This is a genomic window from Paractinoplanes toevensis, from assembly GCF_018332695.1.
Lineage (GTDB): Bacteria > Actinomycetota > Actinomycetes > Mycobacteriales > Micromonosporaceae > Actinoplanes > Actinoplanes toevensis.
Genome location: NZ_BOQN01000073.1, coordinates 1 through 24,222, shown reverse-complemented (window position 1 = coordinate 24,222; position 24,222 = coordinate 1). Strand labels below are relative to the sequence as shown.

The 24,222-nt window shown below is 70.7% G+C and carries 25 protein-coding genes; 14 read left to right on the top strand and 11 right to left on the bottom strand.

The window, feature by feature from the left end:
• Position 1: 1 nt before the first annotated feature.
• Positions 2 to 2,149 carry a carbohydrate-binding protein gene (locus Ato02nite_RS29055; protein WP_213009833.1) on the bottom strand — a complete coding sequence of 716 codons (2,148 nt, stop codon included), beginning with the start codon at positions 2,147 to 2,149 and terminating at the stop codon, positions 2 to 4.
• Positions 2,150 to 2,236: 87 nt separating this feature from the next.
• Positions 2,237 to 3,220 carry a LacI family DNA-binding transcriptional regulator gene (locus Ato02nite_RS29050; protein WP_246607512.1) on the bottom strand — a complete coding sequence of 328 codons (984 nt, stop codon included), beginning with the start codon at positions 3,218 to 3,220 and terminating at the stop codon, positions 2,237 to 2,239.
• A gap of 770 nt (positions 3,221 to 3,990) precedes the next feature.
• Here Ato02nite_RS29050 and Ato02nite_RS29045 point away from each other — a divergent pair.
• The gene (locus Ato02nite_RS29045; protein WP_213009831.1) at positions 3,991 to 4,257 is read left to right on the top strand and encodes a hypothetical protein; all 267 of its coding nucleotides are present in this window, start codon (positions 3,991 to 3,993) and stop codon (positions 4,255 to 4,257) included.
• 1,368 nt (positions 4,258 to 5,625) lie between these two features.
• Here Ato02nite_RS29045 and Ato02nite_RS29040 read toward each other — a convergent pair.
• Positions 5,626 to 6,669 (bottom strand): amidohydrolase family protein, encoded by a 1,044-nt coding sequence (locus Ato02nite_RS29040; protein WP_213009830.1) that lies wholly within the window; start codon positions 6,667 to 6,669, stop codon positions 5,626 to 5,628.
• A 9-nt stretch (positions 6,670 to 6,678) separates the two neighbouring features.
• Positions 6,679 to 7,725 (bottom strand): Lrp/AsnC family transcriptional regulator, encoded by a 1,047-nt coding sequence (locus Ato02nite_RS29035; protein WP_213009829.1) that lies wholly within the window; start codon positions 7,723 to 7,725, stop codon positions 6,679 to 6,681.
• Between the two features lie 57 nt (positions 7,726 to 7,782).
• Between Ato02nite_RS29035 and Ato02nite_RS29030 the strand changes: the two genes are divergently transcribed.
• The gene (locus tag Ato02nite_RS29030) at positions 7,783 to 8,763 is read left to right on the top strand and encodes an amidohydrolase family protein (protein WP_213009828.1); all 981 of its coding nucleotides are present in this window, start codon (positions 7,783 to 7,785) and stop codon (positions 8,761 to 8,763) included.
• Between the two features lie 50 nt (positions 8,764 to 8,813).
• Complete coding sequence (locus tag Ato02nite_RS29025) at positions 8,814 to 9,179, top strand: YciI family protein (RefSeq protein WP_213009827.1); 366 nt, start codon at positions 8,814 to 8,816, stop codon at positions 9,177 to 9,179.
• A gap of 4 nt (positions 9,180 to 9,183) precedes the next feature.
• Here the strand turns inward: Ato02nite_RS29025 and Ato02nite_RS29020 are convergent, their stop codons facing one another.
• Complete coding sequence (locus Ato02nite_RS29020) at positions 9,184 to 10,581, bottom strand: aminotransferase-like domain-containing protein (RefSeq protein ID WP_213009826.1); 1,398 nt, start codon at positions 10,579 to 10,581, stop codon at positions 9,184 to 9,186.
• Here Ato02nite_RS29020 and Ato02nite_RS29015 point away from each other — a divergent pair.
• Positions 10,580 to 11,473, top strand: a complete 894-nt coding sequence (locus tag Ato02nite_RS29015) for a DMT family transporter (protein ID WP_213009825.1) — start codon at positions 10,580 to 10,582, stop codon at positions 11,471 to 11,473. The two genes, Ato02nite_RS29020 and Ato02nite_RS29015, sit on opposite strands and share 2 nt — an antisense overlap.
• Here the strand turns inward: Ato02nite_RS29015 and Ato02nite_RS29010 are convergent.
• Positions 11,470 to 12,246, bottom strand: a complete 777-nt coding sequence (locus tag Ato02nite_RS29010; protein ID WP_213009824.1) for an SDR family oxidoreductase — start codon at positions 12,244 to 12,246, stop codon at positions 11,470 to 11,472. The two genes, Ato02nite_RS29015 and Ato02nite_RS29010, sit on opposite strands and share 4 nt — an antisense overlap.
• 100 nt (positions 12,247 to 12,346) lie before the next feature.
• Here Ato02nite_RS29010 and Ato02nite_RS29005 point away from each other — a divergent pair, with 100 nt between their 5' ends.
• On the top strand, positions 12,347 to 13,453 hold the full coding sequence (locus tag Ato02nite_RS29005; RefSeq protein WP_213009823.1) for a PH domain-containing protein: 1,107 nt from the start codon (positions 12,347 to 12,349) through the stop codon (positions 13,451 to 13,453).
• Here Ato02nite_RS29005 and Ato02nite_RS29000 read toward each other — a convergent pair.
• Entirely contained in the window at positions 13,447 to 13,923 is a 477-nt protein-coding gene (locus Ato02nite_RS29000; RefSeq protein WP_213009822.1) for a nucleoside deaminase, read from the bottom strand. The genes Ato02nite_RS29005 and Ato02nite_RS29000 overlap by 7 nt on opposite strands.
• A gap of 63 nt (positions 13,924 to 13,986) precedes the next feature.
• Here Ato02nite_RS29000 and Ato02nite_RS28995 point away from each other — a divergent pair, with 63 nt between their 5' ends.
• From Ato02nite_RS28995 to Ato02nite_RS28970, 6 genes are all read left to right on the top strand, one after another.
• Entirely contained in the window at positions 13,987 to 14,931 is a 945-nt protein-coding gene (locus Ato02nite_RS28995) for a cation diffusion facilitator family transporter (protein ID WP_307854033.1), read from the top strand.
• A 48-nt stretch (positions 14,932 to 14,979) separates the two neighbouring features.
• Positions 14,980 to 15,552, top strand: coding sequence for a hypothetical protein (locus Ato02nite_RS28990; RefSeq protein ID WP_213009821.1), 573 nt, complete (start codon positions 14,980 to 14,982; stop codon positions 15,550 to 15,552).
• A gap of 38 nt (positions 15,553 to 15,590) precedes the next feature.
• Positions 15,591 to 16,157, top strand: a complete 567-nt coding sequence (locus tag Ato02nite_RS28985; protein WP_213009820.1) for an RNA polymerase sigma factor — start codon at positions 15,591 to 15,593, stop codon at positions 16,155 to 16,157.
• Positions 16,154 to 17,212, top strand: a complete 1,059-nt coding sequence (locus Ato02nite_RS28980) for a hypothetical protein (protein ID WP_213009819.1) — start codon at positions 16,154 to 16,156, stop codon at positions 17,210 to 17,212. Before Ato02nite_RS28985 ends, Ato02nite_RS28980 begins: the two co-directional genes overlap by 4 nt.
• Positions 17,213 to 17,283: 71 nt before the next feature.
• A complete protein-coding gene (locus Ato02nite_RS28975) occupies positions 17,284 to 18,012 on the top strand; it encodes a histidine kinase dimerization/phospho-acceptor domain-containing protein (RefSeq protein ID WP_213009818.1) in 729 nt (242 codons plus the stop codon).
• Entirely contained in the window at positions 18,009 to 19,313 is a 1,305-nt protein-coding gene (locus Ato02nite_RS28970) for a response regulator (RefSeq protein ID WP_213009817.1), read from the top strand. The genes Ato02nite_RS28975 and Ato02nite_RS28970 overlap by 4 nt, the downstream gene beginning before the upstream one ends.
• A gap of 48 nt (positions 19,314 to 19,361) precedes the next feature.
• On the opposite strand, the gene Ato02nite_RS28965 is transcribed toward Ato02nite_RS28970, so the two are convergent.
• From Ato02nite_RS28965 to Ato02nite_RS28950, 4 genes are all read right to left on the bottom strand, one after another.
• Positions 19,362 to 19,712: a hypothetical protein gene (locus Ato02nite_RS28965; protein ID WP_213009816.1), complete on the bottom strand. Its 351-nt coding sequence runs from the start codon at positions 19,710 to 19,712 to the stop codon at positions 19,362 to 19,364.
• Positions 19,713 to 19,950: 238 nt separating this feature from the next.
• Positions 19,951 to 20,367, bottom strand: coding sequence for an ATP-binding protein (locus Ato02nite_RS28960; protein ID WP_246607511.1), 417 nt, complete (start codon positions 20,365 to 20,367; stop codon positions 19,951 to 19,953).
• A 178-nt stretch (positions 20,368 to 20,545) separates the two neighbouring features.
• Positions 20,546 to 21,028 carry an anti-sigma factor antagonist gene (locus Ato02nite_RS28955; protein WP_246607510.1) on the bottom strand — a complete coding sequence of 161 codons (483 nt, stop codon included), beginning with the start codon at positions 21,026 to 21,028 and terminating at the stop codon, positions 20,546 to 20,548.
• A gap of 299 nt (positions 21,029 to 21,327) precedes the next feature.
• Entirely contained in the window at positions 21,328 to 22,092 is a 765-nt protein-coding gene (locus Ato02nite_RS28950) for a TetR/AcrR family transcriptional regulator (RefSeq protein ID WP_246607509.1), read from the bottom strand.
• Positions 22,093 to 22,401: 309 nt separating this feature from the next.
• Here Ato02nite_RS28950 and Ato02nite_RS28945 point away from each other — a divergent pair, with 309 nt between their 5' ends.
• From Ato02nite_RS28945 to Ato02nite_RS28935, 3 genes are read left to right on the top strand one after another with little or no spacing between them, the layout of a single operon-like run.
• Entirely contained in the window at positions 22,402 to 23,094 is a 693-nt protein-coding gene (locus Ato02nite_RS28945; protein ID WP_213009814.1) for a hypothetical protein, read from the top strand.
• Positions 23,091 to 23,516 carry a phage holin family protein gene (locus Ato02nite_RS28940; protein ID WP_213009813.1) on the top strand — a complete coding sequence of 142 codons (426 nt, stop codon included), beginning with the start codon at positions 23,091 to 23,093 and terminating at the stop codon, positions 23,514 to 23,516. The genes Ato02nite_RS28945 and Ato02nite_RS28940 overlap by 4 nt, the downstream gene beginning before the upstream one ends.
• The gene (locus tag Ato02nite_RS28935) at positions 23,492 to 24,106 is read left to right on the top strand and encodes a DUF3618 domain-containing protein (RefSeq protein WP_213009812.1); all 615 of its coding nucleotides are present in this window, start codon (positions 23,492 to 23,494) and stop codon (positions 24,104 to 24,106) included. The genes Ato02nite_RS28940 and Ato02nite_RS28935 overlap by 25 nt, the downstream gene beginning before the upstream one ends.
• Positions 24,107 to 24,222 lie beyond the last annotated feature (116 nt).

Sequence of the window (24,222 nt, the reverse complement as noted above, 5' to 3'; positions counted from 1 at the left end):
GTCAGCCGACGGGTGCGGCGATCTGGATCCGGTCGATGTTCGGCGCGTAGCCGGTCGACGCGTTACCGAAGGTGATCGTGTTGGCGCCGGCCGCCAGGTCGACGTCGACGACCGTGGTCCAGTAGTTGGACCAGCCGAGTGTGTTGCGGAAGAACACCCTCCTGGCCGTGCCGCCGTTGACGCTGATCTCCGCGTACCGATCGACGATGTTGCTGTTGTAGTTGGTGGCGCCGTCGCCGAGCTCGCCGTTGGCGTAGCCGACGACCATCCGGTAGCGCCCGGCGGCAGCCGCGGTCACGCCGTTGAAGCGCAGCGTGTTGGCGCTGCCGGCGCCGATCCAGCCGACATACCGGCCGCCGGTGGCGGCGGTGTCGCTGACGACCGCGGCGGCTCCGGCCAGGGTGTTGGTCGCGCTTTCCGCCTCGTACGCGGTGACCGTCCCGCTCGTGGCGGCGACGTCCAGGTAGTCGAGGTTCACCGCGTCGCGGTCGTCGGTCGCGTAGGCGTTGTACTCGACGCGGCTGATCCCGGCGGGCAGGTAGACCTTGGTCACGGCGGTCTTCCAGGTGTTCCAGTCGGCCGTGCCGGGCAGAGCCACCGTTGTCAGGTCGGCGCCGTTGAGCCGGACTCGCAGCGACCGGTCGGCGGGCGCGCCGGTGTAGGGGCCGGCCGAGTAGCGCAAGCCCAGGTTGTAGTAGCCGTCGGACGGAACGGAGACGACGAACCTGGTCGAGGCGGTGCTGCTGGCCCCGTACCCCTCGGTGAAGTAGGTCCCGGCGTAGCCGGTGTTGGTCCCGTAAGTGACCTTGGCCGTGCCGCCGAGGGCGGCATATTCCGCCTCGTAGCGGCCGGCGGCCGCGGCCGCCGTGTCGGTGTTCGGGGTGACGATGATCTGGTAGGCGGACGAGCCCTTGAGGCCGGTCAGCGGCACCGTGACCTGCCCGCCGCTCGCGGTGAAGTCGCCCTCCTTGACCACGTAGGGCGCCGCCGACGCGTTGAGGCCGGTGTTGTCGACGCCCCAGACGGTCGCGTGCACGGTCGTGCCCAGGTAGGACGGGAGGCCCTTGACCAGCACGTTCGTGTCGTAGGTGCCGGACGCCGGGTTGTTGCCCCCGAAGATCACCCGCGCCTGCTTCTTGGCCGCGTCGACCGCGGCGAGCCCCTGCAACGAGCCGGCGGCCGACGGGGGAGTGACCGCGACCGTGTTGCCGGTCAGCTCGCCGTACCACTTGTAGAGCCACCAGCCGCCGGTCGCCTGGTTGTTGTGGGTGACCAGGTCGTTGAGGCCGCCCGCGGTGGTCCAGTAGGCGAGGCAGCCGTCCACCTTGCTGGCCTCGAACTTCGCCACGAACTGCACCAGGTTGCCGGGCACGCCGAGGTCGCCGGAGGATCGGCCGTACTCGTTGATGGTGATCGGCCGGGCACTGATGCCCAGGCTCGTCTCGATGGACCGGTAGTCGTTGTAGTGGTCCTGCCAGTTCGAGTAGAAGTCGTTGCCCAGCTCGTGCCAGGTCATCACGTCCGGCAGCACGTTGTTGTTCTTGGCGTAGGTGAGGAAGGCCCGCAGGTCGGCCGAGCGGTAGGCGGCGAAGTTGGGGCCGGCGATCCGGGCGCTCGCGTCGATCGAGCGGATCTTCCGGAACACCGTCGTCCAGTCGGCGAGCAGGCCGTTGAGGTTGCCCGAGTACCAGATCTGGTCGGGTTCGTTGAACGGCACGTACACGTAGGAGCCGCGGTACGGGTCGGCGACCACCTTGCGGGCGATCGTGTCGACCTTGGCCAGGTAGTCGGCGATGCCGTTGTTCTCGTACGGCCACTGCTGGTAGACGTCCTGCAGGTAGATCTGGATGTCGCGGCCGCCGGCCCGCTTGAACATCGGCGCGATCTTCAGGGCGTCGCCGTTCGGGTGCTGCCGGCCGTCGGGTGCTTTCTGGGCGGTGACCTGCGGTTTGAGCGCGGCCAGCATGGTCTCGTTGGGAATGCCCTCGTCGCCGAGGCCGTAGAGGAACCCGGTGGCGCCGTAGCGCAGCGCGCCGGTGTTCGCGGCCAGGTCGACGACGAGCTGCGAGGCGGCCGCCCGGGCCGGGGCCGGGGTCAGCGCGCCCACCAGCGCGGCGGTGGCGAGCACGGCCAGCTGTCTTTTCACCATGGACCTCCATCTATGTGACCGGTCACATCCGTGACCATGAGTGTGACCGGTCACACTGACTTCGGAAAAGGGCTCGTTACGGTTTTGTTACGGAGGCGGCGCGGTGGACTCCCGCACGATCAGGCGCGGCGCCTCGAGGGGCGTCTCCGGCGCGTCGGCCAGGGCCGACACGCACGCCCGGCCCAGAGCCACGAAATCCATCCGTACGGTGGTCAGCGCCGGCGTCCAGTAGGCGGCCCCCGGCACGTCGTCGAACCCGACGATGCTCACGTCGGCGGGCACGTCCCGGCCTTCCTCGAACAGCGCCCGGCGTACCGCCAGGGCGGTGTCGTCGTTGCCGCACAGAATCGCGGTGACATCGCGCTGCCGGGCGAGCTGCTGCCCGGCCAGATAGGCCGACCGCGAATCCCAGCCGGCCGGGACGACCGCGGGGATCGGCGCCCCCGCCTCGTCGAGCGCGTCCCGCCACCCGGCCTGCCGCGCGGCCGCCGGCGCCTCGGAGGGGATCGCCACGTGGTGCACCGTGCGGTGCCCGAGCCGCAGCAGGTGCCGGGTCGCGTCGGCGGCCGCCTGCCGTTCATCCAGGAAAATCATCCGGCTGGTGCTGCCCGGCAGGCCACCGGCCTCGGTGGCGGCGACCACCGGCACGTCCGCCGGCAGCATGCGCAGCACACCCGCTCCGGCCGGATCGAACGCGACCACCACCACGCTGCCCGCGGTGGGGTCGCTGACATACTCGACCGCGTGCCGTACGTCGGCCTCGGAGTCGGACTCGACCACCCGGACACCGACGGCCAGCCCGAGCAGCCGCCCGGCCTCCTCAACCCCTTGCAGCAGACTCGCGTAGCCGTACAGCGTGGTGTTGGCGGTGACCACGGTGATGGCTCGGGCCCGCCCGAGCCCGAGCGCACGAGCCGCCCGATTGGGCCGGTACCGCAGCCGCTCCATCACCTCGACGACAAGCTGCCGCGTCTCCGGCCGCACGTTGGGCGAGTCATTGAGAACCCGAGAAACGGTCTGATAGGAGACCCCAGCGGCCGCGGCAACGTCCCGAATCCGCGGCGCCGTCACGCCGGACTCCAATAGCCCGACCGGCACCGGCAAAGATCAAGGGCGGCCATCCCCACAGCCTAGTCATGCCCGACCAGCACGACGGGCCGCCAGGCGACGCTCGCCGGCAGCCTTGATCAGCTCTTTCGGATACGGCGGCGTGCGGTGTACCAGCGCAGCCCACACTTCGAAGGCGGCCTCCCGACCACCGCCAGGCCTACCCGGTCGCCAGCGCCCCGTTCCCCCGCTGCCCACCGGCACCCGCACGATCCACGTCGCCCGATGACCGCACCAGGACATCGAGGAGGCGGGGCGAGACCAAGAGATGGCTATCCGACCGGCAGCGCCGAGACCGGATCATCAAAGATCTGGCAAACCTGGCGTGCCGCATTACCTCCTCCGGTGGTGCATGGCCGGTTGATAGACAGGCGCTCTAGGCCGGCGCGACTTCGCCCTCCGGATATGCCGAATTGAACGCGCCCGGGAGCATGCCGGTGAGAGCATCTGTCAATTGTTCTCCACGTTTCGGCATATTGCTCGTTTGAGGTCAGATTCTTCCCTCCTCCAAGCGAAATAATCAGCTTCATTCTCCCGCGAGTGGAAAGGTTGATTCCACCCCGAATCCCGCCGCCCGCTCCTATTCGGTCTCTTATGCTCCGGCGACTACCGTTCCCCATGTACCGCGGGCTCTTCCCACCGCCCATCACTGTTCTCGACGTGTGTCGTGACGACCCAACGGCGGCCCACGGCGAGGCGGCTGTCGCAGATCGGCCGCTGGCGGTGAGACTGCGGTGCGGCCGGCGGCGGTGCGGCCGGCGGCGGTGCGGCCGGCGGCGGTGCGGTTAGCGGTGGCGCGGCTGGCTGTGGTGCGGCTGGCGGCGGTGCGGTTAGCGGTGCGGCCGGCGGCGGTGCGGTTAGCGGTGGCGCGGCTGGCGGCGGTGCGGTTAGCGGTGGCGCGGCTGGCGGCGGTGCGGCTGGCTGTGGTGCGGCTGGCGGCGGTGCGGTTAGCGGCAGTCCGACCGACCGAACTCGCCGACCCGTCCGGCATCGCCCGGTAACCCGACCCGGACCGTGCGGCGGCATCAAGCGTTCGACGTTGTTCCTCCCTCGCTGATCCGACGGCTGGCGGCCGCGGATCGGCGCACCGACTCAACACGTCGGCCCGGTCCGCTCGGACAGCAACGTGCGCACGGCTCGCGGGGCAGGCCCGCCTTGCTACTTGGGCCTGCCGTGCGGCCTCAGCACCATCTCCCTTGTGGGTGGGTCTGGTCTGGGTGGTGGTTTCGGCCTTGTGGGTGGGCGTGGTCTGGGTGGTGGTTTCGGCCCTGTGAGTGCCCCCGTCCTGGGCAGCGGCATCTGCCACCCGCATGGACTCGGTGCGCGATGCGGTTTCCGGCTCGCCTGCGGAGGAGGTCCGCTCGGTCAGGACAGTTTCGCGAACCGGCTGCCCGCCGCCTGAGGGCCCGTCATCCTCGGCCGCGACGCCGCAGCTTGTCACCGCCGGCACCGGCCGCCGCGCACAGGTTGCCTCCGCCGGCCAGATCAACGGCGGGACAGCCTCAGCCTCATCGTGCAGACCCAACTCGGCGCACTCCCGGGAGCAGCCGTGCTGCCGGCACCGCTTCCATCCGTAGCGCCGTTCGAGCCCCCACCGCCGCCGACGCGCATGGTCACGACGGAACTCATCTTTCTCCGGCGAATAGTTACGCCCTTTAGTGCGGTCCCGCATGGCGGCGGTCGCCGACCGGGTGAATAGCTGAAGCTGCTGGTGCCGCATGCAGATATTGTCCCGCGCCCCGAACCGCGCCCGCTAATTTATGATCATGCCAATCTCCGGGGCCAGATAAAGCCGGATAATCAGTTGCGTGACGAATCATCGAACAATTCCTGTCGGGAGGGGGTAACTTCGGCACCGCCATCCGCGCATTCCCGACTCGCCCACGCCCGGGCACGAAACCGGACGAGACACCGCCGCACCCTTGGAAAATCGGCGACCGGCGACCGGCGACCGGCGACCGGCGACCGGCGACCGGCGACCGGCGACCGCGACCGGCGACCGCGACCGGCGACCGCGACCGGCACCGTCGGCTGGCACCCGGAACCCGGCACCCGGAACCGGCACCCGGAACCCGGCACCGGCACCGGCACCCGGCACCCGGCACCCGGCACCCGGCACCCGGCACCCGGAACCCGGCACCGGCACCGGCACCGGCACCGGGACCGGCAACCGGCAACCGGCAACCGGCAACCGGCAACCGGCAACCGGCAACCGGCAACCGGAGTGTGGTCGACTCGCCGAACCCCAGCTGTCGCGGACCGTCGGTCTCCGCGTCTCAGGGCGGTGGCCGGACGGAGGCCGCTGGCCCGACGAGGGTCCGTCAGGTAAGGGTGGGATCGCCGAACTCCTCGCGGTGATCCGGGCGAGCTCAGCGTCGCCGGCGGCCGCGGATGATGACGGCGCGTGGCTTGTCCAGCTGGCTGAGGTCGGCTCTTGGGTCGGCGTCGAAGACGACCGCGTCGGCTGGGGCGCCGTCGACCAGGCCGGGCAGGCCCAGGTAGGCGCGGGCGGTCCACGATGCGGCGGCGATCGCCTCGTGCGGTGACACGCCCGCGGCGACCAGCGCGCGGATCTCCAGCGCGATGCCGCCGTGCGGGCGGGTGTCGGTGCCGGCCAGTACGGTGACGCCGGCCTCGACGGCGGCCGCGGTGAGCCGGGCGTGCGCGGCGGCTCCCGGCACGTACCAGCTCTTGCCCGCTCGTTCCGGATCGGCGGTGATCTGTGCCAGGGCCGCGGTGATCACCGACAGCGTCGGGGTCAGCGCTATGCCCTGCTCGGCCATCCGGGGCAGCAGCGCCGGGTCCAGGCCCATGCCGTGCTCCACGGAGTCCACGCCGGCCTCGACCGCGACCGCTCCACCCGCCCCGTGCTGCGAGTGCACGGCGAGACGGCCACCGGCCGCGTGCACGCGGCGCACCGCTTCGCGCAGCAGCTCCACCGGCATGACGTCGTCGCCGGGTTTCCAGTCGATGACCACTTTGGCCCATCCCGTGCGGGCGGCCTGCGCGGCGGCGACGTCCGGCAGGTCGGCCGGCGCGGGCCGGCGGCCCCAGCCTTCCATGAACTGTCCGTGCTGGGCGATCCACGGCCCGGCGTGGACGGCGCGCGGGCTTTCCTCCGCCTGTCCGAACCAGTCCGGCGGGTCTCCCGCGAGGCCGGGCGAGCGGATGAGTGTGACCCCGGAGTCCAAGTGCGCCCGAAGATCTTCCTTCAGTACGCCGTCGTCCAGCGGCTGGCCCGGTTTCTCGGCTCCCGGGTGGGTGTGCGCGTCGACCAGTCCGGGCAGGATCCAGCCCTCGGCCACGAGTTCGGCGCCGGGCACCGGATCGGTCGTCCACCGGTCGCCGTCGGCATAGAGATCGATCGGCTCGCCGTCGGGAAGACCGAATCCCCGTACCCGCAGCACTGTCATCACGCCACCCTAGACGGGACCGCCCGGGTTCGCGGTCAATCGATCGCTGTCGACCCGGGTGCCCACCTGCTTGACCTGCCGCATGGTCGGGCTGATCTCCATGGCCTCGACGCCGGGCAGCGTGCCGATCCGGCCGGTGGTGAACTCGAACAGTCCGTCGAGGTCGCGGCAGTGCACGACGGCATGCAGGTTGTGCGGCCCGGAGACGGCCGCGGCGAACGCCACCTCGGGCATCCGCGCCATCGCCCGCCCGACCGCCTTGAGCCGCGCCGGGTGCACCCGCAGCAGCAGGTTCGCCCGGGCTCGATAGCCGAGGGCCAGCGGTGCGATCTCCACGTCCAGGTAGAGCACCCCGCTGGACAGCAGCGCCTGCATCCGGCGTGACGCGCGGCCGGGGGTGAGTCCGGTCGCGGCGGCCAGGTCGACCAGGCTGGCCCGCCCGTCGGCGGCGAGGGCAGCCAGGAGCCGGTCGTCGTGGGCGTTCAGCGACGCCGGTTCCCGGACGATCGGCTGTTCGGCGAAGGGGCTGACCCCGGCCGAGCCGAGCGCGGACTCCTGCTCGGGCGTCAGCACGCCGGCCAGCGCGGCCCAGTAGTGCCCACGGCCGGCGACGAACTGGCGCAGCTGCACCGACGCCTGCAGGTCCAGGACGGCGGCGGCCCGGGGCAGGCGGCGGCCGAGCAGGTCGTCGCGCTCCTCCCGCGATCGCGACCGGACCGCGAAGGTGATCTCGGAACCGGCGGCGGTCACCGTCACCCAGCTGACGTCGTCGCGCTGGGCGAGGGCCTCGGCGAGGGCGGTGACGCTGCCGGGCCGGCAGCGCAGCCGCACCAGCCACTGGCTCTGCCCGAGCGCCCCAGGGTCGACGACGCCGACCACCCGGACCGCCCCGGAGCGGCACATCCGGCGGTAGCGCCGGGCCACGGTCAGCTCGGAGAGACCCAGGACGGCACCCACGGCGGCAAATGCGGCTCGTGGGTCGATCTGCAGAGCCCGAAGGATTCGTACGTCTTCCGGCTCCAAGCTGATGGAATCCTCGATTCTGACGGCCGTCATGGTGTTGATCCTATGATTCCGGCCGGCACGGCACCGGGCCCGGCCGACGCTTGGATCATGACTCTCATCGCCATCGAAGAGCACTGGATCATGTCGGAGCTGACGGCCGCGCTCCGGAACGCACCGCCGGAGCGCCGCGACGACAGCCTCGCCTTCAACGACCTGGGCGACCATCAGCCGCGTCTGCGGGACCTCGGCGCCGGCCGGATCGCCGCGATGGACGCCCAGGGCATCGACGTGGCGGTTCTCGCACTGACCCCGCCCGGAACCCAGACCCTCACCCCGGACGACGCCGTACGCCTCAGTCGCGCCGCCAACGATCGGGCCGCCGCTGCCGTCGGCGCCCATCCGACCCGCTTCCGTGCGCTGTCGACGCTGCCCATGTCCGCGCCCGGAGCGGTCGCCGCCGAGTTGGAACGGGCCGCGGACCTGGGTCACGTGGGCACGATGGTCTACGGCCGTGCGGGCGATCTGTTGCTCGACGACCCCGCGTACGAAGACTTCTTCGCCGCCTGCGCCCGCCTCGGGCAGCCGGTGTTCCTGCATCCGCAGTTGCCGTCCCGCGCGGTGCGGGACGCGTCGTACCGTGGCTTCGATCCGACGACCGACCTCGCCCTCGCCACCTTCGGGTGGGGCTGGCACCTGGACGCCGCGACGGCGGCGCTGCGCCTGATCCTGCGCGGCACCTTCGACCGGCATCCGGACCTGCAGGTCGTGCTCGGCCACTGGGGCGAGATGCTGCTGTTCTGGCTGGACCGCGCCGACAGCCTGTCCCGGGTCGCGGGCCTGCCCCGGCCGGTGTCGGACTACGTCCGCTCGAACTTCCACATCACCACGTCCGGCATGCTCAACCCGGCGCTGCTGCGGCACGCGCTGTCGGTCACCACCGCCGACCGGTTGATCTTCTCGACGGACTACCCGTTCCAGCACCCGCACCGGGACGACATCACGGCGTTCCTGCAGCATTTCCCCTCCGCCGAGGACCGCGCCCGGTTCTCGTCGGGCAACGCGGCCACCCTCTTCGGCATAGACCTCTGAGGTCTGCGGGATGCTGTCGGATCGAGGCGCCGGACCAGAAGGAGGCGACGATGACGGAGTACCTGATCACCTTCAACGATGAATGGGTGCCCGCGCACACCGCGGAGGAGGTGCGCGAGAAAAGCGCGGCCGCCCGGGTCGTGGTCGGGGAGATGCTGGCGGCGGAGGTTCTGATCTTCACCAACGGCGGGCTGGACCGGTCCACCGCGGTGTGCAGTGTGGAGCCGGTCGACGGCGAGCTTCTGTTCACCGATGGGCCGTACGTCGAGAGCAAGGAGCATCTCGGCGGCTTCGCCGTGGTGGACGTCGCCGATGACGAGGCGGCGCGGTACTGGGCCGGCCGGCTCGCGACCGCCCTCGACTGGCCGCAGGAGGTGCACCGGTTCCGGGGGCCGGGGCGGGCCCGGCGGAAGTGAGCCGTTACCGGGAGAGCGCGCGGGCCAGGCGACGGACGGCCTCGTCCATCTCCTCGGGCGGGGACGCGGCGTAGGTGAGGCGCAGGTGCGGGGCCGGGGGCTCGGCCGGGAACCAGGGGCGGCCGGGGAAGACGATCACGCCCTGTGCGGCGGCGGCCGCGGCCACCGCGACGTCGTCGGTGCCGTCCGGCAAGCGCGGCCACAGGTGCAGGCCGCCGCGCGGGATCGACGCCGGCACCAGGTCGGGCCGGTGCCGGTCGAGGGCGGTCAGCAGGGCCTCGCGGCGGGTGCGCAGCGCGGTGCGCAGGGAGCGCAGGTGCCGGGTCCAGGCGGGGGCGGTCACGAACTCCACGGTGGCCTGTTGCAGCGGGCCGGCCACGAAGAAGTCGTCGAGCAGCCGGGCCGCGCGCAGCCGGGCGCCGGCCGGGCCGCGTGCGCCGATCGCGGCGATGCGCAGGCCGGGGGCGGCCGACTTGGTCAGTGACCGCAGGTAGATGACGTGGCCGTCGGGGTCGTCGGCGGCCAGCGGGGGCGGGGCGTCGCCGTCGATGGTCAGGTCGCGGGCGTAGTCGTCCTCGATCAGGAAGGCGCCGGCCGCGCGCACCGCCGCGGCCACCGCCGCGCGGCGGTGCGTCGCGAGCGTCGCCCCGGAAGGGTTGGCATGCAGCGGCTGGCAGTAGAACAACCGAGCCGCGGTACGGGCGAACGCGGCGGCCAGCTGGTCGGGGAGTACGCCGTCGGCGTCGGCCGGGACCGGCACGATGCGCAGGCCGGCGGCTCGGGCGGCGGCCAGGGCGCCCAGGTAGGTGGGTGACTCGACGAGCAGGGTGTCGCCGGGTGCGGTCAGCGCACGCAGCGCCGAGGAGAGCGCGGCCTGGCCGCCGGGGCAGATGACCAGGTCGCCGGCGCGCAGCCCGGTGCCGGACTGCTGGGCGAACCAGGCGCGCAGGTCCTCGCGGCCCTCGACCGGGCCGCGCTGCCAGGTGGCCGGTTGCCGGGCGGCCCGGGCCAGGGCGGCACCGAGCGCGGCGGCCGGCTGGAGGTCGGCGTCGAGGTAGCCGCCGGACAACGGGATCGCGCCCGCGGGCGGTAACGCCAGTAACGCCGCCATGTCGGCGTCACCGGCCGGGGCGGCGCCGAGGGCCACGGTCTGCCAGGACAGATCGGGGGCGGCGATCGACGGGGGCGGGACCGGGGAGGCCACGAACGTGCCCCGGCCCGGCCGCGTCTCGAGCACGCCCTGCGCTGCCAGCGTCTGCAGGGCGGCCGCCACGGTGACCGGTGAGGCCTGATGCCGGGCGGTCAGCTCACGCACCGACGGCAGTCGCGTGCCCGGCGCCAGACCGCCGGCCAGCCGCCGGAGATCTTGGATAACGCGAGCGGCTGCGATACCGTCATTCATGAGAGCCAAGAGTAACGCTATCGCACCACCGGCGGTAACGGGCGGCCTCGCCCTCGGCGCGCTGGGCGTGCTCGCGTTCAGCATGTCGCTGCCGATGACCCGGGTCGCCGTGCAGCAGCTCGACCCCTGGTTCGTCGCCTTCGGCCGGGCCGTCGGTGCGGCCGCGCTGGCCTGGATCTACCTGCGCGGCACCGGCGCTCCCCGGCCGGCCGCGCGCCAGCGGCGGCGCCTGCTGATCGTCGCGCTCGGGGTGGTCGTCGGGTTTCCGCTGTTCACCTCGCTGGCGCTGACCGGAGAGACCGCGGCGCACGGCGCGGTCGTGGTCACCGTGCTGCCCGCGATGACGGCGATCTTCGCGGTGGTCCGGGCGGGCGAGCGGCCGCCACCGCTGTTCTGGGCGGCCGGCGCGGCGGGCCTCCTCGTCGTCCTGACCTTCCTGATCACGACCGGCGCGGTGCACGGCGAACTCTCCGTCAACGACCTCTACCTGCTGGCCGCGGTGGTGCTGTGCGGACTCGGCTACGCCGAGGGCGGCGTGCTCGCCCGGGAGCTGGGCGGCGCCCGTACGATCTGCTGGGCCCTGATTCTCGCGCTGCCCGCCACCCTGCCGATCACCGTGATTGCCGCCTGGCTGAGCCCGCCGCAGGCGACCGCCGGGGCCTGGGCCGCCTTCGGTTACCTCACCGCGGTCTCCATGTTCCTGGGGTTCTTCGCCTGGTACGCCGGTCTCGCCCGGGGCGGCATCGCCAAGGTCGGGCAGGTCCAGCTGGCCCAGCCGGTCCTCACCCTGATCTGGTCGGCGCTGCTGCTCGGCGAGAGCGTCACCCCGGCCACCATCGGCGCCGCGGTCGTCGTGCTGGCCTGTGTCGTGCTGATCCAGCGAGCCCGCTAACGCTTCAGGTCGTGGCGGCGGTGGGTGAGCCGCTCGGCGACCGCCGCCGGCACCATCCGGCGCAGGGCGAACACGAGCGGCGCGTTGCTGCCCACGGCGTACCGCTGCTTCGGTCTTTCGGTCTCGATGGCCTTGACGATCGTCTCGGCGACCTTCTCCGCCGAGATGCCGGCCTTCTCGTTGCGGTCGAGGGCGGCCAGCATCGTCTCGAACTCGCGCCGGTGCGGCGAATCAGCGGAGATGTACTTGGTGCGGCGCTCGCTGATGCCGGTGTTGATCGAGCCGGGTTCGACGGTGGTCAGCCAGACGCCGTACGGCGAGAACTCGTGCCGGGCGCCGTTGCTGAAGCCCTTCAGCGCGGCCTTGGTGGCCACGTAGGACGAACGGTAGGCGAGCGGGAACGACGCCAGCATCGAGCCGATCATGACGACCCGGCCGTAACCGCGCTCGCGCATCCCGGGCAGCGCCAGCTGGGCGAGCCGGACCGGGCCGAGCACGTTGACCTGGAAGAGCCGCCGCAGCGCGTCCGGCGGCAGTTCCTCGAACGGGCCGGACTGGCTCTCGCCGGCGTTGTTGACCAGGATGTCGACGGTCGCCAGCCGGTCGCGCAGCGCCTCCACCGACTCCTCGTCGGCGAGGTCGAGGCGGAGCAGGCCGGAGTCGCCGGGCGTGCGGCTGGTGCCGAGGACGCGGTAGCCCCGCGCGGCCAGCAGCGCCGCCGTCGCCTTGCCGATGCCCGACGATGCCCCGGTGACCAGCGCGGTGCGTTCCATGCCGGCACCCTACCGGCGGCGGCTCGGCGGAGGTCCACCACGGACCCGAGGCCGCGACATCCACCCGCCATCAAACTACGCTGTGAGCGGGAGGTCCACGGTGCGTGATCAAGTGGGGTTGGCCCGGTTCAGCGCTGTCTCCGCGCTCGTCACGGCGGGTGTCTATCTCGGACTGTACGGGTTCGCGGCCGGCAGCCGGACGTTCGTCGTGCTCGGCATCGCCGCGTTCGTGGTCGCCCTCACCGGCCTGCTCCTGCGGTCGTTCTGGTGGTCGCGCCTGCACCGGCAGCGGGCCTGGATCAACGGCACGGCCGAGGTGCTCACCGTGTCGCCGCCGCCGGTGGCCGGCGATTTCGGGCGCTGCGAGCTGAGTGTGATCCTGGCCGCGCCGGGCCTGCCCACCAGCGAGGTCGCGGTCCGGGACCGGCGGGCGCCGGTGCGGTCCTGGCCGGAGCCCGGCGACGCGCTGCCGGTGCACGTCGACGTCGAGGACGTCCGCCGGGTCCGGGTGCGCTGGGACGAGTTCGTCCGGCCGGTGCCGGAGGAGACGCACGCCGCCCCGCCGACCTGGTCGGGTCTCCCGGCGGACGGCCCGGTCTTCACCGACGAGGAACTGGACGCGCTGTCCGCGGCCGAGTCGGAGTACCTCCCGCCCCGGCGGGTGCTGCCGCTCGAGGACGAGCCGAGCATGCTGGTCGCCCGCTATCTCTTCCCGACCGAGCGCTACCGCGGCGAGTGGCGGCGGCACTGGGTGTGGGTCTTCGTGCGCTATGTCCTGGCTTTCGCCCTGGCGGTGGCCGGCGAGATCCTGGTCCGGCGGTACGTCGCGGACGAATACCTGACCCGGGCCCGGGCCGGTGTCGCCGTGCTGGGCGGCCTGCTCGGGCTGCGGGCGCTGATCGCCCACTGGTTCGGCCGCTTCGTGCTCACCGGGCACCGCGTCCTGCTGATCGAGGGTGTGCTGCGCCGGCGGATCTCGACCGCGCCACTGCCGCGCGTCCACGAACTTCGCTTCGTGCAGTCCGTGCCGGGCCGGCTGTTCAACTACGCCGACTTCGTCTTCGAGCGCGCGCGGTACTTCAGCCCGATCCGGCGGGTCACCGCCCTGTCCAACCCGAACGAGCTGTACCTGCAGGTGACCGAGGAGGCGTACGACCCGGGCGCGGTCGAGGCCCGGATGCGCAGCTACGACGAGGAGTCCTACTGATCCCAGAAGCCCTCGTGCACCTCGGTGGCGCTGGGCAGCGGGACCGGGCCGTCGACGGCGATCTCCCGGCCGCCGCGGGCGAAGACCTCCCGGCTGGGCAGGCGCAGCGGCGGCACGCCCTCCTCCTCCGTCACCATGGCGGCCAGGCCGTCCTCGGAGAGCGCGAACACCATCCGGCCGATCCCGGACCAGTAGATCGCGCCGGCGCACATCGCGCACGGCTCGGTGCTGGTGTAGAGCACGCTGCCGGTCAGGGTCACCCGATCGAGAGCGCCGGCCAGGCGTACCAGATTGGTCTCCGCGTGGCCGGTCGGATCCGACTGGGTGACCACGCTGTTGCGGGCCTCCAGCACGGTGCCGTCCGGAGTGACCAGCAGCGCCCCGAACGGATGGTCGCCGCGGTCACGCGCTTCCCGGGCGAGAGCGACGGCCCGCTCGAGATATCCCCGGTCAATTTCCGTCACGGTCATGGTCAACAGCCTAGGGCGCCTTGATGAGGCCCCGCGCCAACCCGCGGCCTGAGACACTGGTTGTTGATCAAAAGCGGAAAGGGCGCGATGGCGAGCGAGGGCAGTACCAGGGCCGTGCTGACGGCGTTGAGCGCGAACCTGGCGATCGGGGTGGCGAAGTTCGTCGCGGCGGCGATCACCGGCTCGGCGTCGATGCTGGCCGAGGGCGTGCACTCGGTCGCCGACTCGGCCAACCAGGTGTTGCTGCTGATCGGCGGCCGGCGGGCCAAGCGCCCGGCGTCGGTCCTGCACCCGTTCGGGTACGCCCGGGAGCGGTACGTCTACGCCTTCCTGGTCGCGATCATCCTGTTCAGCCTGGGCGGCCTGTACGCCGTATACGAGGGCTACCACAAGATCAAGGACCCGCATCCGCTGGAATCCCCGCTGGTGGCGGTGATCGTGCTGGTGTTCGCCGCGGCGCTGGAGGGGTACGCGTTGCGCACCGCGGTCGGCGAGGCCAACCGCACCCGCGGCAAGCGGGACTGGCTGGCCTTCATCCGCCGCACCCGCAACCCGGAGTTGCCGGTGATCCTGCTGGAGGACAGCGGCGCGCTGTTCGGCCTGCTGTTCGCCCTGGTCGGGGTCGGGCTGAGCGTGCTGACCGGCAACGGCGTCTACGACGGCATCGCGACGCTCTGCATCGGCCTGCTGCTGGTCTTCGTCGCCGTGCTGCTGGCCACCGAGACGAAGAGCCTGATCATCGGCGAGTCCGCGGTGCCGGAGCAGGTGGCCGCGATCGAGAGTGCGCTGCTCGCCTCGCCGGGCGTGGACCGGGTGATCCATCTGCGGACGATGCACCTGGGCCCGGACGAGTTGCTGCTGGCCGCGAAGATCGCGATCGGCGCGCACGACGAGGGCCGGGAGATCGCCGCCACGATCGACGACGCCGAGGCGAGAGTGCGCACAGCGGTCCCCTCAGCGAAGGTGATCTACCTCGAACCCGACATATACCACCCGGACCCCGTTTAATCTGGATTTATGTTCCGAAATGTACTAAAAGCCACGGTTACTGCCGTTATGGTCGTCGGTTTCGCCACCCCCGCCTCCGCCGGGCCTCCTGACCTGGAAAAGCTGCACGCCGCCCTGCTCACCGTCGAGGACCTGCCGCCCGGCTACGAGTCCGCCGACGAGTGGAACGACATCGTCGACCCCGGCGCGCCCGGCCCCGGCATCTGCCGCGACCCGGTCGCCGTCGGCAGCGTCGTCAACCGGCCCGGCATCACCGCGCACACCTCGTTCTTCGGGACCAGGAACGGGCCGCTGCTCTACGAGATCCTCATCGCGGCCGGTCCGGCCCAGGCGCACGCCCTGGTCGCCGAGGTCGCCGCCGCACCCCGGCGCTGCCCGGTCGTGCGCCTCGGCGACCTCGCGCTGACCGTGCGCCGCACCGGAGTCCCGGACGTCGGCGAGCGTGCTTCCGCCGTACTCATCGAAACCCGGACCGAACCGCCCATCCGGACCCGCCTGATCGTCTTCGCCGAAGGCGGAGTCACCGCCATCATCATGGCGGTCGGCGCCGAGGACGCCGGGTTGCGCGGCATGCACACGATCGCCCTGACGGCGGCCGGGAAGCTGGCGCGCACAAATTAACCTGTCACGACATCCACCCTGCCGGACATGGAGGGGACGTGACCTCCGCGACCGCACACGAGGACCGATTCCGGCGGATCTACGCCGGCAACTTCGATCAGCTGCTGGCCTACGCCCTGCGGCGGGTCGACCAGCCGGCCGACGCGGCCGACGTGGTCGCGGAAACCTTCCTCGTCGCCTGGCGGCGCCATCGGGAGATTCCCGACGGCGCCGAGGCGCGCCTCTGGCTCTACGGCGTGGCCCGGCGGGTGCTTTCCAACCATCTCCGTGGTGGGGTGCGCCGGGAGCGATTAGGCGTACGCCTTCGTCAGCGCCTCGCCGCGGTGGCAACCCCCGACCCGGGCAACGAGGTGTCCGACCGGCTGACCGTGCGGGCCGCCCTGGCGCGCCTCGGCGACCTCGACCGTGAGGTGCTGATGCTCACCGCCTGGGAAGGTCTCGAGCCGCGCGAGGCCGCGGCGGTCCTCGAGGTGAGCCCGGCCGTGGTGCGCACGCGACTGTCGCGGGCCCGGGCGAGGCTGCGTGAACTCATCGGTGACGATCCGGGACCGCCCGGACATGTACTCGACGTCCTGGCAATACCCGTCCCGAAGGAGGGCAGATGACCGACGAACGACTGGACCGGCTGATCCGCGACGCCGACCCGTACCGCCCCGAGGTCATCGGGCGCCTCGACGGGGCCGGGCAGACCCTGATCGAGGAGATCATGTCCGAACCTATCGCGCACCGCAGCCTCCGGCGCCGGCTCGTCACCGCCGTCGCGGCGGCCGCCGTTCTCATCACCGCCCTCGGCGTCTCCGTCGCCCTTCGCAACCACCCCGGCGGCCCCGACCGGCAGCAGGCCCTGCCGGTGACCTCGTCGCCGGCCGTCGCGCCGGACAGCGAGGCCTACTCCCAGCTGGTGCTGCGGGCCGCGGAACAGAACCCGCGCCTGCTCATCGGCGAGGCCGGCTGGAAGGCCACCACGGTCTACGGCTTCACCGAGGACACCGGCACGATCGCCTTCAGCAAGGGCGGCCTGCAGCTGGAGTTCAACTGGTACCCGGCCGACCAGTACGACGGCTACTACGAAGATCGGCTGAACGTCAGCAAGCCGGAGGCCGCGACCGTCGCCGGGCAGCCGGGCAACCGATTCAAGTACAGCGACAGCGACTGGGCGATCATGGTGAAGCCCAAGGACAACACGTTCGTCGAGTTGCGCACGGGGGGCAACTGGACGCGCGCCCGGTTCGACGAGGTGGTCGCCACGATCGTGCGGGCCGACGTGCCCACCTGGCTGGCGGCGCTCCCGCCGGAGATCGTCACGCCGGGCAAGGCCGACGAGGCCGCCGACAAGCTCCTGGTGGGCATCCCGCTGCCGCCGAAGTTCGACAAAGCCGCGCTGGCCGGCCTCGGCGTCAACGACCCGTACCAGTTCAGCGCCGGGGTGACCTCGGCGGTCGGCTGCGGCTGGATCGAGGAGTACCTGCGGGCCAAGAAGATCGGTGACCAGATCGCCATGAAGAAGGCCACCGACGCGCTGCGCAGCAGCCACAACTGGAAGGCCCTCAAGGACATGACCGAGGAGGGCGACTGGGCCGAGGCGTTCTGGGAGCTCGCCGACAAGGTCGTCGCCGGCAAGGTGCCCGCCGGTTACAAGGACTGGATCGGCTGCCACTGATCCACCCGGGGCGGTGGCACGGTTCGTGCCACCGCCCGCCGGGATCATCCGCCGACCGGCAGCCACTCGTCGTGGTCGGTGAGGTCGACCGGCCTCAGCCCGTCGGCTCGCCCCGGCATCACCAGGATCTCGACGCCGTTCAGCAACTGGCCGGGCCGCTGGCCGACAAGCTCGTAGAGCTGGAAGACACCGTGCGTCTGCGTCGCGAACTGGGTTTCACCGCCGCAGCCGGGGTGGTGAACACCAACCGCGGAGCGGCATTCATGTCGGGCATCGAGAAGATTCTTGCCGGCATGAGCCAGCGGGAGGAACTGGCGCTGGCCCAGCGTTCGAAGGACAGCGCCGACAGTGCCGCCGCCACCCGCCGGTTGATGCTCGGCGGGTCCCTGGTGGCAGGACTTATCGTCGGGCTGGGTGCGTTCTGGACCAGCCGGAAGGTCAACGCGGCGGTTGCTGGTGTCACCGCCACAGCCCGCGGTGTGCTCGCCGGCGACACCGACCTGCGGGCTCCTGTGGTGGGGCTGACCGAGCTGAGTGAGATGGCCGCCATCGTCAACGAGGCCACCGACAACGTGCTGGCGGCACGGGACGAGGCTGTGCAGGCTGCCGCCGCCAAGTCGTCGTTCTTGGCCACCATGAGTCATGAGATCCGCACACCGATGAACGCTGTCATCGGCATGACGGGTCTGCTGCTGGAAACCGAACTGAGCGCCGAACAGCGGGACTTCGTCACCACCGTCCGGGACAGCGGCGAGGCGCTGCTGGTGATCATCAACGACAGGTCCTGGTCAATCTGTTGAGCAACGCGGTCAAGTTCACCGCCGTGGGTGAGGTCGTCATCGCCGTCACCGCAGACGATGCCGTCTCGGACGGCGCTGTGCGTCTGCGAGTGGCCGTACGCGACACCGGTATCGGCATCGCGGCCGACCGCATGGGCCGCTTGTTCGAGTCCTTCAGCCAGGTCGACAGCTCCACCACCAGGATCTACGGCGGCACCGGGCTCGGCCTGGCGATCAGTCGCCGGCTCGCCCGGGCGATGGGCGGGGACATTGTGGTGGACAGTCGACCGGGCGCCGGATCGACGTTCACCGTCACCGTGCTCATGCAGCCGTGCCCGCAAGCCGGGCGGGCGGCCGCCGCGGTGATCACCGGCCGTTCGGCATTGATCGTCGACGACAACGCCACCAACCGCGCAATGCTGCAGGGTGAGCTCACCGGCTGGGGCATCCACTGTGTCACCGCCGCGTCCGCCACCGAAGCCCTCGACCTGATCGCCGACGGCGCCCGGTTCGACATCGCGTTGCTCGACATGCACATGCCCGACACCGACGGCGCTCACCTCGCTGAGCGTCTGAACCGGCTGCCGGAGGTGGCCGACGCGCCGCGCGTGCTGCTCAGCAGCGTGAACGGGCGGCCCCAGGACGCTGAACGCGACCTGTTCGCAGCGATCCTGTCCAAACCGGTACGGGCCGGCGCCCTGCACAACACCGTGGCGCACCTGCTCGGCGAGGGCCCGCAGATACCGGTCGAACCCCCTACTTTCCCGGAAATCGCGGCATCCCAGCACCAGTTGCGGGTCCTGCTCGCCGTGGACAACCCGGTCAACCAGAAAGTCGCCCAGCTCATGCTCACCAAACTCGGCCACCGGGTGGACACCGTCGCCAACGGCGCAGAAGCTGTCGACGCGGTGCACCGTGCCCACTACGACGTCGTACTGATGGATATGCAGATGCCGGTGCTCGACGGCTTGGACGCCACCCGCCGGATCCGTAAGGAACTGCCCACCGGCCGTCAACCACACATCGTCGCCATGACCGCCAACGCCCTGCCGGAGGACCGCCTCGCCTGCCGCACCGCCGGCATGGACGACTACCTGGCCAAGCCGGTCCGCCCGGCCGACCTCGCCGCCGTGCTCAGAAACCTCGCCACCGGACAGTCGACCGGCACCACATTCAGTGCCGGTCACAGCTTGACGGCCGGGACGGCCGCGGCGGCGCTGTGCTGCAGCGTGATGCCGAGGTGGGATGTGAGCCAGGTTCGCGTGGGCGAGCTCGCCGCGCTATCGCCGGGCAGCACAGCGGCCCCAACTACGAACCGGTGACCACGATGCCGTCCGCGTACCCCTTGAGCTTCACCTGGTGTGCCGACGTCAGCGACCCGTCCGGTCGAGGAATGAACGGATCCGTTCCGCCAAGTCGCGCGTCGTCTTGCTGTTCTGATCCCCGTCGATGCGCTCGAGTACCTCGAGCAGGGCAGGGCCGATTTCTACCGGTGCGGAGTCCGCAGATGGCCAGAGGAGGGAGGACTGATATCCGGTGTCCTGCCCGGTCAGCTGGATCCGGACGGTGTCGCCGGCCTTGGCTGCCTCAAACTGGGGCCTGGCGGCCGTCGGGTACGCGTCGATGAAGCTTTCTGGACCGACCTGAGTCGTCTCCAGAGCTTGATCGAGAAATACGAAGCGGGGACTTGTCTTTCGGTCGGACAACGCGGTCTCCTCCAACGGGTCACCGGCACTGCAGCGGTCAGCGTAGGAGGGGATACCCCTTGAGCAGCACGGCAATCGCGAACCCCGATCCGAAGCCGCCGGTCGGCAGGTGCGCGACTGCAACGGTTGATCATTTGAACGACCGCTTCGAAGGAGTCCAGGTCCATCGGCTTCGTCACGAATGCGTTGAGCGGTGTCCGTAGCTGTCCATATGGATCTTGCTGCCGGGACGGCGTTCGGGTGGGCGAAGCGATCAACTGTCGGGCACTGTGAATAACGCCCACACATGTTTGCCGGTTTCGGTGGGATACCAGCCGACCTCCTCGGCTAGGCGTTCTGCCAGCGCCAGCCCGAGACCACCGTCGCCCGGCGTCCGCCGCAGATCGGGAACGGGTCGGCCGCCGCGATCGCTGTCGACTACGTCGATGATCAGATGCCCGTCGGTGCGTAGCAGCGCCACCACCGTCGGAGTACCGGCGTGACGCAAGGCATTGCCGGCAAGCTCCGTCGCGACGATCATCAACCGCTCCGCAAGGTCAGTCACGTCGCTTGCGACACCTGATCGGGCCAGCACCGCCTTCTGCAGACCGGTCCTCAGCTCGGACAACTGCGGGGGCCGGTCGAGAGTCCACCGAGCGATGTGCTCGTCAACGTCGGGCAGCCCGCGCATCCTCCACCCCTTCATGGCGTCCTGTATGCCCGCATAAGCCGCAACGATGCATGCCCGGCCGAAGGCGGGACGTTCGAAGTGCAGGTCGGGGCCGCTTCGGCCCGGTCGGAGAATTCCACCAACGCGGTAACGCACGTGCACCAAGCTTGTCCGGCCTGGAGCGACGCTGGGGCCGTTGTCATTGTCCGAGAAGGCGGGCCAGGACGCCGGTGATCTCCAATACGCGTCGGACCGGAGGTTGCACGTTGCGCACCCGGAAGGTGACGCCGCGCTTGGAAGCCTGGTGATAGGCCTTGTCGAGCGCGGCGATGCCGGACGAGTCGCAGAATGTCAGTCGGGCGAGGTCCGCGACCACGGCGGTGGCCGCGTCCGCGGTGATCGCGTGGGTGAGAGCTGCCTTGAGGTCGTCGACAGTCGATATGTCGATCTCTCCGGCCACGAGGAGATGGAACATGCCGTTGCTCGTCGCGATCGTGCTGACCACCATGCCGGACCTCTCTCCTGCCCTGCAGGACGCCGCCGCAGCACCGCCGTCGGCCTCTATGAATTCGGTACGGATCGACGGCGCGTCATCGGCGTTCGCGTCGGTGATCGGCTCCCGCTCCAGCCGCACCTCCTCGTGCGAGACCGGTACCCGGACCTGCTGCTGCTCGGTGACCACGTACTTACGCAGCCGTGCCTTTCCGGTCTGCTCGAAGTGGGTCATCGATCGAGCCGATCTTGTCGCCATCGGTCACCCGGGCGATGTCGTTCTGCGTAATCATGTCGGGTCCTTTCGGGGACGACACACGATCGAAAAACGACCGCAGGGCAGAGCCGTAGATCGCCGCGCCGGCCGAAGAGGCTGCGGCACAGCGAACGCAAAGGAATGGCGTTATGCGATCCTGGGGTGGGTGGGATGCCCTCCCGTTTAGGTCATAAACGCGGCGGGCCGTACGGATTTCAGCCGACCGGGGCCGGTCACTTTCCTTCGGTCAGGCGCGCTGGTCTCCGCCGGCGGGGCAACAGCAGGGCGACCCGGTCGAGAAGCGCTTCGAGGGCTTCTTCGAAGTCCTGTGCGGCCACGTCGACGGACAGGTGCGGCTCGAGGCGTTGCAGGAGCGGGTAGCGGCTGAGGTCTTCGATCGGGGACACGTCGGGTTCCTCGACGGGGCCGGTCTCGACGCCGCGGGCGGAGACCTCCAGGAGTAGGTAGCCGAGCAGGAAGCTGCTGAAGGCTCGGTAGACGGCGGCGGCGTTCTCGTCGGAGAACCCGGATTCGATCATCACGTCGAGCAGGGATTCGATCCAGCGCAGGCTGCGCAGCGGCGGTCGTACCCACGGCGCCGCGGGCGGGCGGGTGGCCACCAGGGGGAAGACCTCAGGATGGGCGAGGGCGATCCGGCGCAGGCCGTGGGCCAGTCGTTGCAGGTAGTCGACCCAGCCGGCGTGGGCTTCCAGGTGTACGTCGGGGTCGCCGAACAGCTCGTCGACGACGGTTTCGACCACCCCGTCCAGCAGCGCCTCGCGGCCGGGCACGTAACGGTAGAGGGCCATGCCCTCGACGCCGAGGTAGGCGCCCAGGCGCTGCATCGTCAGCGCGCGCAGGCCGTGCTCGTCGATGAACCGCACGGCGGCGTCGAGGATGCGCCGCCGGTCCAGCCCGCCGTGCCCGGTGTCGGGAGCGTCGGCGGGGCTGATCGCGGCCGCGTCGCCGCGCGCTGCGGGGGTGTCGGGATCGTTCATCGCCGCCTCCGTGCTCGCCGGGGGAGACCGTCGCCATGCCGCGTAAGTCTCCGATAGATCGAGGTGGGTGATGTCTGGACGATTCGGTCACCGGCGGGTGGCCAGGCAAGAGCCGTCAGACTGTCCCGTGAATACGGCTCGCCTGTGCGTTTAGCACATAAACGACCTCCGGGTGTACGTCCCCTTACCCGGTTGCCGCTCGTAGGAACGTCGCTTGTTCGGATGAGCGCAGAAATATTGCTGTAGGTGATTAGGAATTGCATTACGGGGAAGTTCAGTCACCGCATCCCGATCTAGGTAGGAGCCACAGTGAGTGATCTATCGACCGGCGCGTACGCGTCGGATTCATCGGCGCCGGACGGCACGTCGAAGGCCAAGCAGGTGGCCGGGCAGGGCAAGGAAGCCACCACCCAGGCGGCCGTGGAGGTCAAGGACACCGCCAAGGAGCAGGCGCAGCGCGTCGGCGCCGAAGCCAAGACGCAGGCCCGCAACATCGCCTCCGACGTGCGCGACAAGGTCGGCGAGCAGGCCCGCACCCAGAACGACAAGCTGGTCAGCAGCATTCGCCAGACCGCGGAGCACCTCGACGAGATGCGTGGTGATCGGCCGGATTCGCCGGCCGCGGCGGTCGTGTCGCGGGTCGCGGACGGCGGCCGGCAGTTGGCTGACTACCTGGACCGCAACGGCCCCGAAGGGGTGCTGCAGGAGGTGCAGGACTTCGCCCGGCGCCGGCCCGGCGCCTTCCTGGCGACCGCACTGGCGGCCGGGTTCGTTGTCGGGCGCCTGGGCAAGACCGTCGCCAAAGCCGACCCGGCCGCCGGGAAGGCGAGCAGCGAAGCGCTCACCTCGGACTACCCGCTAGCCTCCCCGACTCCTGATTTCGCCGCCACCGCCGGCGCGGGGGCCGACTACACGGGTACGGAGTACGCCACCACCGGTACGGGCACGCCGGTGGTCGTCGAGGACCCCTACGTCTCCCCGGCGCCGGGGTTGCGGCCGTGACCGGCTCATACCCCGACGACGGGTCGCCGCGTACGGAGCAGGTCGCTCAGACGTCGATCGGTGAGCTGATCGGCAACATCAGCAACGATCTGTCGCAGTTGTTCCGCCAGGAGGTCGAGCTGGCCAAGGTCGAGGTCAAGCAGGAGGCGGCCAAGGCCGGCAAGGCCGCCGGGATGCTCGGCGTCGCCGGGTTCGCCGGCTACCTCGCCGTCGTCCTGCTCAGCTTCGCCCTGGTCTTCGCCCTGGCCAACGTCATGGATGCCGGATGGGCGGCGCTCATCGTGGCCGTGCTCTGGGGAATCGTCGGTGCGGTCCTGTTCGTCACCGGCCGCAACCAGCTCAAGACCGTCGACCCCGTGCCGCACCGCACCGTCGACACGATCAAGGAGGACGCGCAATGGCTCAAGAACCCGACCGGCTGAGGCAGGACATCGAGAACACGCGCGCCCGGATGACGCGCGACGTGGACCTGCTGGCCGAGAAGACCAGCCCCACCAAGGTCGCCCAGCGGCGCTGGAACACGGTGAAGGAGAAAGTTATGGGCAGCACCGACCACGCCCGGCACGCGGCGGGCGACTCGGCCTCGTCCGCGGTGAGCACCGTGCAGGACAAGGCGTCGCAACTGGGTGACGTGGCGAGCGAGAAGGCCCATGACGCGGCCGACGCGGTGCGCAACGCCCCGCAGGCCGTCGCCACCCGGACTCAGGGCAACCCCCTGGCCGCCGGCATCATCGCCTTCGGCGTCGGTATGCTCGCCGCCACCCTGATCCCGGTGACCGACGTGGAGAAGCGCGCCGGGCAGCAGCTCAAGGACAACAGTGGCGAGCTCACCGACAAGGTCAAGGACATCGCCGCCGACCTGAAGGACGACCTGTCCAGCACGGTGCAACACGCCGCGGGCGAGGTCAAAGCGACCGCCACCGACGCCGCGCAGACCACCAAGGACCAAGCCCAGTCGTCCGCGCAGGACGTCAAGGACCAGACCCAGCAGGCTGCGCAGAACGCTTCCTGAGTGAGTCCGGAAGGTGCCGGCCCCAGGCGGGGCCGGCACAAGCCTTGCATTCTGATGCCCGCTCGCGCCCCACGCCGTTCACTTCTGAGTGGTTTCGAGGGTTTCGAGGAAGTCGT

Excerpts from the sequence above, each read along its gene's own strand:
- Ato02nite_RS28980 (WP_213009819.1), top strand. The coding sequence starts at position 16,154 with ATGACCGACGAACGACTGGACCGGCTGATCCGCGACGCCGACCCGTAC.
- Ato02nite_RS29010 (WP_213009824.1), bottom strand. The coding sequence starts at position 12,246 with ATGGAACGCACCGCGCTGGTCACCGGGGCATCGTCGGGCATCGGCAAG.
- Ato02nite_RS29040 (WP_213009830.1), bottom strand. The coding sequence starts at position 6,669 with ATGACAGTGCTGCGGGTACGGGGATTCGGTCTTCCCGACGGCGAGCCG.
- Ato02nite_RS28990 (WP_213009821.1), top strand. The coding sequence starts at position 14,980 with ATGGTCGTCGGTTTCGCCACCCCCGCCTCCGCCGGGCCTCCTGACCTG.
- Ato02nite_RS28960 (WP_246607511.1), bottom strand. The coding sequence starts at position 20,367 with ATGCGCGGGCTGCCCGACGTTGACGAGCACATCGCTCGGTGGACTCTC.
- Ato02nite_RS29055 (WP_213009833.1), bottom strand. The coding sequence starts at position 2,149 with ATGGTGAAAAGACAGCTGGCCGTGCTCGCCACCGCCGCGCTGGTGGGC.
- Ato02nite_RS29025 (WP_213009827.1), top strand. The coding sequence starts at position 8,814 with ATGACGGAGTACCTGATCACCTTCAACGATGAATGGGTGCCCGCGCAC.
- Ato02nite_RS29035 (WP_213009829.1), bottom strand. The coding sequence starts at position 7,725 with ATGACGGCCGTCAGAATCGAGGATTCCATCAGCTTGGAGCCGGAAGAC.
- Ato02nite_RS28950 (WP_246607509.1), bottom strand. The coding sequence starts at position 22,092 with ATGAACGATCCCGACACCCCCGCAGCGCGCGGCGACGCGGCCGCGATC.
- Ato02nite_RS29020 (WP_213009826.1), bottom strand. The coding sequence starts at position 10,581 with ATGAATGACGGTATCGCAGCCGCTCGCGTTATCCAAGATCTCCGGCGG.
- Ato02nite_RS29030 (WP_213009828.1), top strand. The coding sequence starts at position 7,783 with ATGACTCTCATCGCCATCGAAGAGCACTGGATCATGTCGGAGCTGACG.
- Ato02nite_RS28935 (WP_213009812.1), top strand. The coding sequence starts at position 23,492 with ATGGCTCAAGAACCCGACCGGCTGAGGCAGGACATCGAGAACACGCGC.
- Ato02nite_RS29000 (WP_213009822.1), bottom strand. The coding sequence starts at position 13,923 with ATGACCGTGACGGAAATTGACCGGGGATATCTCGAGCGGGCCGTCGCT.
- Ato02nite_RS29015 (WP_213009825.1), top strand. The coding sequence starts at position 10,580 with ATGAGAGCCAAGAGTAACGCTATCGCACCACCGGCGGTAACGGGCGGC.